The sequence below is a fragment of the Plantactinospora sp. CA-290183 genome (assembly GCF_050936375.1).
Lineage (GTDB): Bacteria > Actinomycetota > Actinomycetes > Mycobacteriales > Micromonosporaceae > Plantactinospora.
This window is the reverse complement of record NZ_JBNJMX010000024.1, coordinates 25848-39750: the sequence shown is the minus strand read 5'-3', so window position 1 is coordinate 39750 and position 13903 is coordinate 25848. Positions and strand designations below refer to the sequence as shown.

Genomic DNA, 13903 nt, shown 5'->3' with positions numbered 1-13903 from the left:
CCCGATCGCCCCGCCGGCCAACCGGTCCCGCCCGGAACGCCGAACAGGGCATCCGCGGGTCATCGACCGGCCTCGACCGGATCCAGCCCGCGTACCGCCACCGCGAGCCCCTTCCCGCCGGTCAGCACCGCCAGGTCCCCGTCCAGGTCGGTACGCAGCACCCGGGCGCCGGATCGGGTCAACCGGGCCAGCACCCCGGGATTCGGGTGCCCGTACCCGTTGCCGGCGCCCACCGGCACCAGGGCCACGGCCGGCGCCACGGTGTCCAGGAAGGCCGGTTCCTGGTACGCGGAGCCGTGGTGCGCGACCTTCAGCACATCCGCCCGCAGCAGGTGGGACGGGAACCGGTCCAGCAGCGCCCGCTGCTCCTCGGACTCCGCGTCGCCGGTCAGCAGGACCACGGTGCCGCGCACCTGCGCCCGGAGCACCACCGAGTTGTTGTTCGGATCCGAACGGGTGCCGTGGATCGGATAGGTCGGGCCGAGCAGGGTCAGCGCCAGCGGACCGACCGCCCGGGTCCAGCCGGCACCGATCGCCACCACCGGGACCGCGTTCGCGGCGGCCACCCGCTCGACCGCGGCCCGCCCCTCACCCGGCTCCGGCCACTGCGGGGTGAGCACCGCACCCACCCGCCGCCCCCGGAACACCCCGTCCAGGCCGCCCACGTGGTCGACGTGGAAGTGGCTGACCACCAGCAGCGGCACGGACCGTACCCCGAGCCGGCGCAGGCAGCGGTCCACGGCGGCGGGCTCCGGGCCGGCGTCCACCACCACCGCCTGGCCGGCCCCGACCGGCAGCACCACCGCGTCGCCCTGGCCGACCGCACAGACCGCGACCAGCCAACCCGGCGGTGGCCAACCGGTGGCGACCAGTCGTACGGGGAGCGCGCCGACCACGACGCCGAGGGCGATCACCGCGACGAGGCGACGGACGAGCGGCCGGCGGGCGGCGACCAGGAGGGCGACGGTCAGCACGCCGAGCAGCAGTCCACCGGCCACCCCGTCCAGCCAGGGCAGTGTGCCGGCCGGCAACCGTGCGCCGTACCGGGCCACCAGGACGAGCCACCAGGCCGCCCAGCCACCGAGCCACGCGACGGCCTCGGCACCCGTCGGCCAGAGTGGAGACAGCGCCGCCGCCGTCACCCCGAGCACCGTGGCCGGGGCGACCGCGGGGACCGCGAGCAGGTTCGCCGGTACGGCCACCAAACTGATCGTCCCGGAGAGCCCGGCCACCACCGGCGCGCAGGCGAGCTGGGCCGCAGCCGGGACGGCCAGTGCCTCGGCCACCCCGGCCGGTACGCCACGGCGGCGCAGCCCGTCCCGCCAGCGTGGGGCGAGCAGCAGCAGCCCTGCGGTGGCGAGTACGGAGAGGGCGAACCCGGCGTCGCCGGCCAGCTCCGGATCGACCACCACCAGCACGGTGACCGCTCCGCCCAGCGCCGGTACCGCCGCCCGGGGTCGCCCGGTGGCCAGCGCGATCAACCCGATCGCGCCCATCGTGCCGGCCCGTACGACGCTCGGCGAGGGGCGGGCCAGGATGACGAAGCCCACCAGGGCCACCCCGCAGAGGGCGGCGGCGAGCCAGGGCCCGGCCCGGGCCCACCGGGCCAGCAGCAGGACCAGCCCGAGCACGATCGCCACGTTGGACCCGGAGACCGCCGTCAGGTGGGTCATGCCGGTGGCGAGGAAGTCGTCCTCGACGGCCGGGTCGAGCCGGCTCGTGTCCCCCACCACCAGGCCGGGCAGCAGCCCGCCCGGCTCGCGGGGCAACGGTGCGCAGGCCCGCTGCAACCCGGCCCGCAGCGAACCCGCGGCCCGTTGTGCCCAGGAGGGGCGGCCGATCGGCACCGGCGGCATGCCGGCGGTCAGGACGGCGGCGGTCAGGTCGCCGCCACGGGGCACCGCGAGCCGGCCGACGGCGCCCACCCGCTGCCCCGGCAGCAGGTGCCGCCAGCCGGGATCGCCGGCCAGCACCAGGACCCGGACCGGCGCCTCGATCCGGACCCGGTCCGGGCCCTCCAGCCAGCGCAGCCGGGTGGCGACCAGGTAGGTCGACGGGCGGCCCGCCGCCGCGCCGACCGCCCGGGGGTCGTCGCTCACGACCAGCTCCACGGTGACCCGGGCCCGGGCCTCGACCAGCTCGGCGAGGGGAGCGGCGTCCCGTACCGCGAGCCGGGCGCCGGTGGCCACGCTGCCGCACACCACGCCGAGCAGCACCGTCGCCACGACCCAGCCGTGCCGGTCGAGCGGTCCCGGCGGACGCGACCGCGCCACCGGCCCGGGCCAGCGCCACCCGGGCTGGCGGGCCCGGACGAGCCGGTGGGCGATCGCCAGTACGCCCAGGGCGGCCAGCGCCGCGACCGCCAGCGCCGTGCGGGCGGAGAGCAGGAGGCCGGCCAGCGCGGAGAGCCAGGTGCCCATCGCCAGCCCGGCCAGCCGCAGGTCCGGCGGTTGCCGGTCGGGCGCCGCCCCGGCGGGCTCGGGTACGACGGCGGGGCGCGCCTTGCCCGCTGTCACACCGTCACCAGGTCCTTCAGGTCCTCGTACCGGGCGTCGCCGATGCCGTTGACCTGCCGCAGGTCGCCCACCGAGCGGAACCCGCCGTGCTGTTCCCGGTGCTCGACGATGCGCTGGGCGAGCACCGGCCCCACTCCGGGCAGCGCGTCGAGCTGCGCCGGTGTGGCCGTGTTGAGGTTGACCTTTCCGCCGCCCTGCGCCCCGGTGGCGGCTCCGGCGGATGCGCCGCCCGGCTGCCCGGCGGCTCCGGGCGGGGCGGTGATCCCGACCAGGATCAGTTCGCCGTCGGTCACCTTCCGGGCCAGGTTGAGCAGGGCCACGTCGACCCCGGGGAGCGCACCTCCCGCGGACTGGAGCGCGTCGGCGACCCGGGCGCCGGCCGGCAGGCGTACCAGACCGGGACGCCGCACCTTGCCGGCGACCGCGACCACCACCTCGGCGGCGGCCGGGTCGGACGCCGGCGGTGGTGTGGCCACCATGGACGGTGCGACCGCGACCGGCTGGGCCCGTGGCCGGGAGGTCCACGCCCACCCGGCGGCGGCCAGCGCGACCACGACGGCCACCACGGCGAGCGCCCGGACCCCGCGGCGGCCCGGGTCGAACGCGCCGGGTCCGGCCAACCCGCTCGGGCCGGGCACGACCTCCTCCCCGGCTGGTACGGCGGCGGGCGGCGGTGCGCCGTCCCGGGCCGGGGTGGCGGGCCGGGCGGTGGGCGCGGTACGGCCGGCGCGGAGCAGCCGTGACAACCGTTCCCGCACCATCGTCTCGTCGTCGGACACGCGCCGAACCTAGCCACGGAACCGTCGTCCGGGCCGGTCGGAAGCGGGTGGCTGTGGACAGCGGGGGGCTCTGTGGAAAACGCCCTGATCAAGCGCTGAGGTGGTATATGCGGCAGCTGGGCCGGGCTTTGCACTGACTGTCCAGACGGAATCACGGCGGGTGATCATCCGTGGTGAACCGCACTGCGCCCGCGCTGCGGCTGACCCGGAGCGCTCCGCCGGTCGATGCGGGGCGCTCCGGGTCGGCGGATCAGTTCGGGTTCCCGGCGTGGGTCAGGGTCTCCCAGGCCACGAAGAGATAGTTCGTACCGGCCGGCCGCTGCCGCTCGGTGAGCTGCTGGGTACGCGTCATGGCGATGCCCCGGCGGTTGCTCAGCGCGTTGAAGGCGACCTCGGTGACCGGGCCGAGGCCGAGGGTCAGGCTGCCGCCGCAGAGCGTGCCCGGGACGGCGTCGCCCAGTTCGTACTTCGCGTGCAGGCCCAGCGCGTGGCGCAGCCGGTCCTGGATCTCCGGGTAGATGTCCTGGCCCTGGTGCCGGAGGGTCTCCGCCACGTGGGAGATGGCGGAGATGCCGTACCCGGTGTGCACGAAGTCGCGGCAGGTCTCCTGGGAGAGCCCGTCGAGGAAGACGTCCTGGCCGTGCCAGTACGACACGACCTCGGCCCGGGTGTCGATGCTGCTGCCGACCGGGCCGCGCGGGTACGCACCGTCGCTGGTGAGGTATAGGAAGGCCGGCAGCCGGTCGCGGAACTTGCCCACCGCGCGGTCGTAGACGCCCCGGTCCTCCAGGAACACCGCGATGCCGAGTGCGGCCTCCATCATGCTCAGTTCCCAGTTGCCGTTGCTGGTCATGTTGCCGTTGACGATCTCCGGCAGGTAGACGTTGCGCAGCATGGTGCCGAACCGGTTGATGCCGGTCGAGGACCAGCCGCCGTAGGTGTAGCGGATGATCTCCGCCGCCCGGGGCCAGCTCGATCCCGCCCAGGCGGTCTGCAACGGGGCGTTGCTGTTGGTGTGGTCCTGGATCGTCGCCGACCAGGCGTCCATGATCTGGATGGCCTTCTCCGCGTACCGGCTGTCCTGGGTGATGTACCAGGCCAGGGCCAGGGTGTACGCGGCCAGCGCGTCCTGCCGCTCGTCGGTGCAGCCGTTGTTGGGGTTGGAGTACGAGCCGCACTCCACCACCGCCCTCGGCTTGGGCGTACGGGACAGCGAGGCGAACGCGCTGCCCATCATCTGGTCGTAGGCGGCCCGCCAGGGCTGCGCCCCCGCGTTCACCCGGGACCGGACGAAGTCGAGTTGGGGGCGGCTGACCAGCACACCGGGGTGGGTGAACGTGGGCGGTGCGGCGGCGACCACCGTCGGCACCGCGGCCGCGGACGCGGCGGGACCCGCGTGCGGCACGGCGGCGGTGGTGGCGAGCAGGGCCCCGAGGGCGATCGCCCGGGGCAGTAGGACGCGGAAACGTGACCTGGACACAGCGCTCCTCCAACTGGCGGGACCAGTTATTATTAGGAAGCTTTACTGTCCCAATACGATCATTCGGATCGATCCGAGTCAACCCCTGCCCGCAGCGGCGCGGCTCAGGACCGGCGGTGCACCACCACGCAGGCCAGGCCCGGCCCGGCGTGCGCCGCGATCACCGCACCGGCCTCGGTCACGTACGTGGCGCGCAGCCGCTCGCCGAGTCGCGAGCCGAGCGCCTCGGCGAGTTCGGCGGCGCGGCGCGGGGTGGCGAGGTGGTGCAGCCCGATCTCGACCTCGGCCTCCCCGGCCGCCGCCACGGCCAGGTCGACGAGTCGGGCCAGCCCCCGGCCGGCGGTGCGGACCCGGTCGCGCAGCGCGATGGTGCCATCGGCGACGTGCAGGATCGGCTTGACCGACAGCGCGGTGCCGAGCAGGGCCTCGGCGGCGTTGATCCGGCCACCCCGGCGCAGGAACTCCAGCGTGTCGACGTAGAAGAACGTGCTGGTCCGGCCGATCGCGTCGACCGCCGCGCGCCGTACCTCGGTCAGCTTCGCGCCTCCGGCGGCGGCCGCCGCGGCGGCGAGCGCCGGGAACCCGAGGCCCATCCCGGTCGACCGGGCGTCCACCACGTCGACCCGCTCGCCCACCTCGGCGGCGGCCAGCCGGGCCGCCGCCACCGTGCCGGAGAGCTCCGCCGACAGGTGCACCGAGACGACCCCGGTGGCACCGGCGGCGAGGAGCCGGCGGTACGTCCGGACGAACTGCTCCGGCGCCGGCCGGGAGGTGCTCACCGAGGCCCGGCGCGCGCCCAGCGCCCGTGCCGCGTCCGCCGGGAAGACGTCGATCCCCTCCAGGCCCTCCGTTCCGTCGAGCACCACGGTGAGCGGTACGACGGTGAGCCGGTCCCGCTCGACCAGCTCGGTCGGCAGGTAGGCGGTGGAGTCGGTGACGACCGCGACGGGCATGCCGGCACGGTAGCCGATCACCGGAGCGGGCGCCGAGGGCGTGACCCGGGCGGCGGCCGGGTCAGATGGCCGTCGGTGGCGGGCCCTGGGCGATCAGGCCGACGTTGTGCCCGCGCAACTGCCAGCCCCGCACCTCGTCGTAGCGCAGGTCGGTCCAGTGGCAGTTGTTGAGCGGTCCGACCGAGCGCAGCACCGTCGAGTCCCAGCCGAGCAGGTAGCCGCAGCCCTGCCGGGCGCCGCCGCCGTGGGTGGCCACCACGATGGTGCCGCCGGAGGCGGAGTCCGCCGCCTCCTGCAACGCGGTGCCGACCCGCTTGCCGAGTTCCTCCAGGCTCTCCACCGAACAGCCCGGATCGGGCTCCCCGGCCCGCCAGCGGGCGTGTTCGGTCGGGAACCGCTGCGCGACCTCGGTCATGGTGAGCCCCTGCCACTCGCCGTAGAAGCGCTCGCGCAGGCGGGGATCGGTGCGGACCGGCAGGCCGGTCACCGCGACCAGGGCCGACGCGGTGTCCGCGGCCCGGCGCAGGTCACTGGCGACGACGGCGTCCGGACGCAGCGCGGCCAGCAGCGGGGCGGCGCTGGCCGCCTGTTCACGGCCGAGGTCGTTGAGGGGTACGTCGAGCTGCCCCTGCACCCGGTTGACGGCGTTCCAGTCGGTGTTGCCGTGCCGCCAGACGATCAGACGGGTCATTCGGCGGGGCCCGCCTCGGCCTCCACCAGGTCACGATCGACGAACGGGATCGTCGGGCAGTCTTTCCACAGCCGGTCGAGCTGGTAGAACTCCCGCTCCTCGCGGTGCTGGACGTGCACCACCACGTCGATGTAGTCGAGCAGGACCCACCGGCCCGCCCGCTCACCCTCCCGCCGGACCGGCTTGGCCTTCTCCGGCAGGGCGGCCAGCCGTTCCTCGATCGCGTCCACGATCGCGATCACCTGGCGCTCGTTGGGAGCGGAGGCGAGCAGGAACGCGTCGGTGATCGCCAGCTGGTCGCCGACGTCGATGATGACGATGTCCTGCGCCTTTTTGTCGGCGGCGGCCTGCGCGGCGGCCGTTGCCAGCTCACGGGCCCGGTCGGAAGCTGTCACCATTCTCCTTCGATCAACTCCTCGGACTCTTCTAGCCTCTCACACGGCGGCGCTCTACGGTCTGCCGGTTGACCAACGAAAAGCACCAAACCGGGCGAAATCACCGCTGATAGAGACCGCGTTTCGCGATGTACTGCACCACACCGTCCGGCACCAGGTACCAGACCGGCTCTCCGGCGGCGACCCGGGTGCGGCAGTCGGTCGAGGAGATCGCCATGGCCGGCACCTCCACCAGGCTGACCGTGTCGGCCGGCAGGTGCGCGTCGGAGAGCACGAAGCCGGGCCGGGTCACCCCGATGAAATGCGCCATCTCGAACATCCGGTCGAGATCCTTCCAGGAAAGGATCTTCTCCAGCGCGTCGGCGCCGGTGATGAAGAAGAGCTGCACCTTCGGGCCGTACTCGGCGTGCAGGTCGCGCAGGGTGTCGACGGTGTAGGTGGGGCCGCCCCGGTCGATGTCGGCCCGGCTGACCTGGAAGCGTGGATTGGAGGCGGTCGCGATGACCGTCATCAGATAGCGGTCCTCGGCCGAGCTGACCGGCTCCTGCGCCTTCTGCCAGGGCTGTCCGGTCGGTACGAAGACCACCTCGTCCAGCTCGAACCGGTCGGCCACCTCGCTCGCGGCGACCAGGTGCCCGTGGTGGATCGGGTCGAAGGTGCCCCCCATGATCCCTACCCGCCGGATGTCTTCCTCCACGCCCTTGATCGTAGGCCCGGCGCACGCCCCGGACGCCCCGGCATGAGCCAGATCGCACCGACCCGGCCGTCACCCCCGGGCACCGACCGGGCCGGGCCCCCTCGCCGGCCGCGCCGGCCCGCCGACCCCGCGCCGCCCCGCCCCCGCGCCGGCTCAGCCTCCGCGGCGCGCGGTCGAGGCGGCGGAGGACGGTGGTGCCGGCGACGAGCCGAGCGCCCGCGCCGCCAGCGCCCGGCGCAGGTCGTCGTCGGCGTCGGTCACCACCCGGCGCAGGCCGGGGACCAGGTCGTCGCGGGCCAGCAGCGCCGCGGCCAGTTCCCGGGTCCGCTCCGCCACGGCGTAACGGGGGTAGGCGAGCCGGGCGACCCGGTCGGCGGCCCAGGGCGTACGGCGGCTCGTCATCGCCGGCATCTCCGCGAAGTACCGCTCCACATAGGATTGCGTCAGCTCGCCCTGTTCCGGCTGCCAGAACCCGCTGGCACTCGCCTCGACCAGCCGGTTGGACGCCGTACCGTCCATGGTGACCACCTGCCAGGCCCGCTCCTTGGCCGCGGCGTCGGGCAGGGCGGCGCGACAGGCCGCCGCCCGCTCCGCACCGGTCGCGCTCCGGTCGGCCGCCTCCTCGGCGGCGATCTCCGCCTCGCCCGCGGCACCGAGCACGACCAGCCGGCCCAGCACCGCCCAGCGCAGGTCGGCGTCGACGGCGAGGCCCGCCGGCACACCGGTGCCGGACAACCAGCCGACCAGCCGGGCCTCCTGCACCGTCGTCGCGACCAGCGCCCGGGCGGCGGCGAGCTGCCGCGAGCCACCCGGTTCGGCGACGCTCAGCAACCGGTCGCAGGTCGTCGCCAGCCGGGCCAGCGCGCTCGGCCGGGCCGTGGCGTCGAGGTAGCGGTCGACCAGCGAGCACACCATGCTCAGCACGTCCGCCACCAGGATCACCTCCGGCTCGGCCGGCAGGGCGGCCTCGACCAGCGCCAGCAGCTCGGCCACCGGCCGGTCCCCGTCGGTCACCGCGTCGAGCGCCTCGCTCCAGAGCACCGCCCGGGCCAGCGGGTCGACCAGGCCGGGCAACATCGCCGGTACGGCGGCCGCGGAGCCGGGGTCCAGGCGTACCTTCGCGAAGGTCAGGTCCCCGTCGTTGGGCAGCAGCAGCCGCGCCGCCCGCTCGCCGGCCAGCTCGCCGACCACGGTCCGGCCCCCGTCCCGGGCGGGGGCGAGGTCCACCTCGACGCGCCGGCGGGGCCGGGTTCCGGTGGACCCGTTGCCGTCGGCGTTGCCGGGAGCGTCGTAGAGCCCGATGCCGATCCGGTGCGGACGCGGCACCGGGTGCTCCGGTGGCGCGGTCTGCACCACGGCCACCTCGGCGTACCGGCCGTCGTCGGTGAGCCGGACCTCGGTACGCAGCGTGTTAACGCCGGCCCGGCGCAACCAGAGTTCCGCCCAGTCGGTCAGGTCCCGTCCACTGCTGGCCGAGAGCGCGGCGAGCAGGTCGGCGAGGGTGGCGTTGCCGAACCGGTGGGCGGTGAAGTAGTCGCGCAGGCCGGCCCGGAACACCTCGTCGCCGAGCCACGCGACGAGTTGGCGGAGCACCGAGGCGCCCTTGGCGTACGAGATGCCGTCGAAGTTCAGCAGTGCCTGGGCGGCGTCGGCCACCTCGGTCGGCGCCACGGGGTGGGTCGACGGACGCTGGTCTGCCGCGTACCCCCAGGCCTTGCGCCGCAGGCCGAAGGTGGTCCAGGCCCGGTCGAACCGGGTGGCTTCCGCCGTCACCCGGGTGCCGAGGTACTCGGCGAACGACTCGTTCAGCCAGAGGTCGTCCCACCAGCGCATGGTGACCAGGTCACCGAACCACATGTGCGCCAGCTCGTGCGCCACGACGGTGGCCCGGAGTTCCCGCTCGCTGTCGGTGACCGCCGAGCGGTAGACCAGGTCGTCCCGGAAGGTGACCAGTCCCGGGTTCTCCATCGCCCCCGCGTTGAACTCCGGCACGAACGCCTGGTCGTACTTGCCGAACGGATAGCGCACGTCGAAGAGCTCGTGCAACCGGTCGAAGCACTGCCGGGTCACCGTGAGGATCTCCTCGGCGTCCCGGTCCAGGTGCCCGGCGAGCGAACGGCGACAGTAGAGGCCGAGCGGGATGCCGTCGTGCTCGGCCCGCAACACGTGGTACGGCCCGGCGATCAACGTCACGAGGTAGGTGGCCAGCGGCGGGGTCGGCGCGAACCGCCACACGCCCGGGGCCGGCGTCTCCGCCAGCGACCCGTTGCCGGCCACCGTCCACCCCGGCGGTGCGGTCACGGCGAGCGTCACCGGGGCCTTGAGGTCGGGCTGGTCGAAGCAGGCGAAGATGCGCTGGGCGTTGTCCAGGAACGACTGGGCGTAGAGGTAGGTGTCGCCGTCGGCCGGGTCGACGAACCGGTGCAACCCCTCCCCCGTGTTCGAGTACGCCATCTCCGCCTCGACCGTCAGGGTGTTACCGGCGAGCAGCCCGGGAAGCGGCAACCGGTTCCCGTCCAGCGCGGCCGGGTCCAGGGCCACCCCGTTGAGCCGTACGCCGAGCAGTCGAACCGGGCTGACCTCGACGAACGTGCCGGCGCCCGGTATGGCCGACCGGAACCGGACCGTCGTGGTGGACCGGAACCGGTCGGCACCGCCGGTCAGATCCAGCGCGATGTCGTACGACTCGACGGTGAGCAGGGCGGCGCGTTCCGCCGCCGCTGCCCGGGTCAGGCTCGGCATCCGCTTATCCTGCACGATGACGCGTGTCCGGCCCGGCCCGGACGCATCGGAGCGATGGAGGAACTGACGATGGCGCAACCCCAAGGGCGATTTCGACCTGTCCCGCGCCGTGTGGCAGCGCGCCGAGGGTGACGACTCGGAGGGCGCGGTCGAGATCGCGTTCGTCGACGACCTCATCGGGATGCGCAACTCCGCCGAGCCGGACGGCCCGGTGCTGGTCTTCACCCAGGCCGAGTGGGACGCCTTCGTGGCCGGCGCCCAGGACGGCGAGTTCGACCTCGACTGATTCCACCACATGTGCTGATATCCGCCGTATCGAAGGCTGATATCAGGGTTGTCGAGGGCCTCCTGCGCAAATGGTGTCCGATCGCCGACCGATTCGATGTGCAATTCGTCGTCTTTCGCCTTCGTGGCCTCGTGGTCGGGCACCCGGATCGTCGCGAGGTGACCGCGCAACGGGCCGGACGGGTTTCGGTGCATCGGCCGGCATCGGCATGGCAGGACCCGCCGGAAAATGGTGGCGGTTCCGTCGCAGTCCTTATTTGCGAACCGCCGACCGATAGGCGGGAAAATGTCCGATCGCCGAGTGGGCGTACCGGTTCAACCGGACGTCAGTCCTGCTCAGCCCGTCGGCCCGGGCGGTCCGCCGACCGGTCAGGTTACCTACGCTGATTCGCCGAGACGGTGCGTCGGGGTCCGGGCGGCATCATCCCTATTGGATGGGCGACGAGCGGTTGGCCCGTAGTCACGACATGCTCACTCTGGCCGCGACCGGGATGCCCCGACGCGCCACTCCCCCTAGCGTGACAGATCCTTTGTGCACTTGGAGCTGCGCCAAGTAGGGGGAATGCATGCCATCACCCGCGCAACCACGCAAAATCGTTCGTGTCATCCGTACCGGTCTGGCGGTCGGGCTGGTCGCCGCGTTGGCGGTGCCGGCCGGGCAGCCGTCACCGGCGGCGGCTGTCGTCTTGCCCACCGGTTTTCAGGAACAGGTCGTGTTCACCGGCCTGAACCAGCCCACGAATATCGAGTTCGCCGCCGACGGCCGGGTCTTCGTCGCGGAGAAAGGCGGCCGGATCAAGGTATTCGACGACCTCGCCGACACCACCGCCACCGTCTTCGCCGACCTGTCCGCCAACGTCCACAACCAACACGACCGCGGCCTACTCGGCCTGACCCTGCATCCCCAGTTTCCGACCCAGCCCTACCTCTATGTCCTCTACGCCTACGACGCCCCACCCGGGCAGACGGCCCCCTACTGGAACGACAACTGCGCCTCGGTCGGCGGCACCAACGGCGGCCGGTGCATCGTCACCGGCCGGCTCTCCCGGCTGACCGCCAACGGCAACAGCATGACCGGCACCGAGCAGGTGTTCGTCTCCGACTGGTGCCAGCAGTACGCCTCGCACGCCACCGGCGACCTGCGCTTCGGCGCCGACGGCATGCTCTACGCCACCGCCGGCGACGGCGCCAGCTACGACCTGGTCGACTACGGCCACCTCGGCACCCCACCCAACCCCTGCGCCGACCCACCCGGCGGGACGATGACCCCGCCGACGGCCGAAGGTGGCGCGCTGCGCTCGCAGGACTCCCGTACCACCGGCGACCCCACCAGCCTCGACGGCACGGTCATCCGCCTCGACCCGTCCACCGGTGCGGCGGCACCCGGTAACCCCTCCGCCGCCAGCCCCGACCTCAACACCCGGCGGATCGTCGCCCAGGGGCTGCGCAACCCCTACCGGTTCACCATCCGACCCGGCACCAGCGAGGTCTGGACCGGCGACGTCGGCTGGAGCCGCTGGGAAGAGATCAACCGCGTGGTCAACCCCACCGCGGGCGTCGCGAACTTCGGCTGGCCCTGCTACGAAGGCACCGGCCGGCAGTCCGGCTACGACGGCGCCAACCTCGACATGTGCGAGACCCTCTACACCGGCGCCGGACAGACCAACCCGTTCTACACCTACGACCACGCCGCCACCGTGGTGGCCGGGGAAGCCTGCCCGACCGGCAGTTCCTCGGTCTCCGGGGCCGCGTTCTACCCCGCCACCGGCGGCAGCTACCCGGCGGAGTACTCCGGGGCGCTGTTCTTCTCCGACTACTCCCGCGACTGCATCTGGGCCATGCTCCCCAGCGCCCCCGGCGGGCTACCGGTGGCGACCAGCCGGCGCACCTTCGGCAGCGCGGCGGCGAACCCCGTCGACCTGGCCGTCGGACCCGGCGGCGACCTCTACTACGTCGACCACGCCGGCTCGGTACGCCGGATCCGCTACTACCCCGGCAACCAACCACCCGTGGCCAACATCGCCGCCACCCCCACCTCCGGGACGGCACCGCTGACCGTCAGCTTCGACGGCACCGGCAGCAGCGACGCCGACCCCGCCGACCAGGGGCGGCTGCGCTACGAGTGGGACTTCACCAACGACGGGACGGTCGACTCCACCGCCGCGACCGCCACCTACACGTATCCGGCCGGCGGCCCCTACACGGCCCGACTCCGCGTCTACGACACTCTCAACGCCTCCGCCACCGCCACCGTCCCGATCCAGACCGGCAACAGCATGCCCACCGCCGTCATCGACACCCCCGCCGACGGCTTCACCTGGAAGGTCAACGACCCGATCAGCTTCACCGGCCACGCCACCGACCCCGACCAGGGCACCCTGGCGGGCAGCGCGCTGCACTGGCGGATGCTGCTGCACCACTGCTACACCCTCGACAACTGTCACACCCACACCCTGCAGGACTTCACCGGGACCAGCGGCAGCATGTTCGGCCCCGACCACGAATACCCGTCCTACCTGGAACTGGTCCTCACCGCCACCGACAGCGGCGGTCTCAGCCACACCACCAGCCGCCGGCTGGACCCGAAGACCGTGGACCTGACCTTCGACACCACCCCGAGCGGCCTGCAACTGGTCTTCGGCTCGGGCGCACAGGCGACGCCGTTCACCCGTACCGTCATCCAGGGCTCCAGCAACACCGTCAGCGCGGTCACCCCGCAGACCATGGCCGGCACCTCGTACACCTTCGGCACCTGGTCCGACGGCGGAGCCCAGTCCCACGTCATCACCGCACCCACCACCGGAACCCGCTACACCGCGACCTACAACCCGCAGGCGGGCAGCGTCCGGCTGCCCCAGTCGCAGTGGAGCGTGGCCGGGGCGGACAGTCAGGAGACCCTGCTGGTCAACGGTCGGGCGACCAACGTCCGGGACGGCAGCAGTTCGTCGATCTGGCACACCCAGCGGCTGCTCTCCAACCCGGCGCACCCGCACTGGATCGACCTCGACCTGGGCACCACCCGGGCGGTCAACCGGCTCTACTACCTGCCCCGGCAGGACTCGACCGCCGGCCGGATCACCGGCTACGAGGTGTACGTCTCCGCCAACCGCACCACCTGGGGCAGCCCGGTCGCCACCGGCACGTTCCCGAACAGCACGGCGGAGCAGACCGTGACCATCCCACCGACCAACGGCCGCTACATCCGGCTCCGCGCCCTCGGTGAGGTGAGCGGCAACCGGTGGACCTCCGTCGCCGAACTCAACGTCGGCGTGGTCCCCACCGGCTGAGGTGTAAGGAGGGGGCCCTTCCTATCGTTTTCGGTATAGGAAGGGCCCCCCATTAACGCCGTCAACTCCGAGCCAACC

Annotated in this window: 10 protein-coding genes; 2 read left to right on the top strand and 8 right to left on the bottom strand. The window is 73.2% G+C overall.

Annotated elements, in window-relative coordinates; all coding sequences use genetic code 11:
• Positions 1-59: 59 nt before the first annotated feature.
• The 8 genes from ACQEUR_RS22275 to pepN all read right to left on the bottom strand — a co-directional run bounded on the left by ACQEUR_RS22275 (position 60) and on the right by pepN (position 10253).
• Positions 60-2516 (bottom strand): ComEC/Rec2 family competence protein, encoded by a 2457-nt coding sequence (locus tag ACQEUR_RS22275; RefSeq protein ID WP_433034434.1) that lies wholly within the window; start codon positions 2514-2516, stop codon positions 60-62.
• Positions 2513-3295 (bottom strand): ComEA family DNA-binding protein, encoded by a 783-nt coding sequence (locus ACQEUR_RS22270; protein WP_433034432.1) that lies wholly within the window; start codon positions 3293-3295, stop codon positions 2513-2515. The genes ACQEUR_RS22275 and ACQEUR_RS22270 overlap by 4 nt, the downstream gene beginning before the upstream one ends.
• A 250-nt stretch (positions 3296-3545) precedes the next feature.
• Positions 3546-4775: an alginate lyase family protein gene (locus ACQEUR_RS22265; RefSeq protein ID WP_433034431.1), complete on the bottom strand. Its 1230-nt coding sequence runs from the start codon at positions 4773-4775 to the stop codon at positions 3546-3548.
• Between the two features lie 104 nt (positions 4776-4879).
• Positions 4880-5728, bottom strand: a complete 849-nt coding sequence (locus ACQEUR_RS22260) for a DegV family protein (protein ID WP_433034429.1) — start codon at positions 5726-5728, stop codon at positions 4880-4882.
• Positions 5729-5789: 61 nt separating this feature from the next.
• A complete protein-coding gene (locus ACQEUR_RS22255; protein WP_433034427.1) occupies positions 5790-6419 on the bottom strand; it encodes a histidine phosphatase family protein in 630 nt (209 codons plus the stop codon).
• The gene (gene rsfS / locus ACQEUR_RS22250; RefSeq protein WP_433034425.1) at positions 6416-6814 is read right to left on the bottom strand and encodes a ribosome silencing factor; all 399 of its coding nucleotides are present in this window, start codon (positions 6812-6814) and stop codon (positions 6416-6418) included. Before rsfS ends, ACQEUR_RS22255 begins: the two co-directional genes overlap by 4 nt.
• A gap of 100 nt (positions 6815-6914) precedes the next feature.
• The gene (gene nadD, locus ACQEUR_RS22245; protein WP_433034423.1) at positions 6915-7511 is read right to left on the bottom strand and encodes a nicotinate-nucleotide adenylyltransferase; all 597 of its coding nucleotides are present in this window, start codon (positions 7509-7511) and stop codon (positions 6915-6917) included.
• A gap of 153 nt (positions 7512-7664) precedes the next feature.
• On the bottom strand, positions 7665-10253 hold the full coding sequence (pepN, locus tag ACQEUR_RS22240; RefSeq protein ID WP_433034418.1) for an aminopeptidase N: 2589 nt from the start codon (positions 10251-10253) through the stop codon (positions 7665-7667).
• Between the two features lie 109 nt (positions 10254-10362).
• Between pepN and ACQEUR_RS22235 the strand changes: the two genes are divergently transcribed.
• Both ACQEUR_RS22235 and ACQEUR_RS22230 read left to right on the top strand, forming a co-directional pair.
• The gene (locus tag ACQEUR_RS22235) at positions 10363-10539 is read left to right on the top strand and encodes a DUF397 domain-containing protein (RefSeq protein ID WP_433034416.1); all 177 of its coding nucleotides are present in this window, start codon (positions 10363-10365) and stop codon (positions 10537-10539) included.
• Between the two features lie 712 nt (positions 10540-11251).
• Complete coding sequence (locus ACQEUR_RS22230) at positions 11252-13825, top strand: PQQ-dependent sugar dehydrogenase (protein WP_433034414.1); 2574 nt, start codon at positions 11252-11254, stop codon at positions 13823-13825.
• Positions 13826-13903 lie beyond the last annotated feature (78 nt).

What these genes read in the sequence shown, in the direction of transcription:
- ACQEUR_RS22255 (WP_433034427.1), bottom strand. Translation starts at nt 6,419, where the DNA reads ATGACCCGTCTGATCGTCTGGCGGCACGGCAACACCGACTGGAACGCC.
- pepN (WP_433034418.1), bottom strand. Translation starts at nt 10,253, where the DNA reads ATGCCGAGCCTGACCCGGGCAGCGGCGGCGGAACGCGCCGCCCTGCTC.
- ACQEUR_RS22260 (WP_433034429.1), bottom strand. Translation starts at nt 5,728, where the DNA reads ATGCCCGTCGCGGTCGTCACCGACTCCACCGCCTACCTGCCGACCGAG.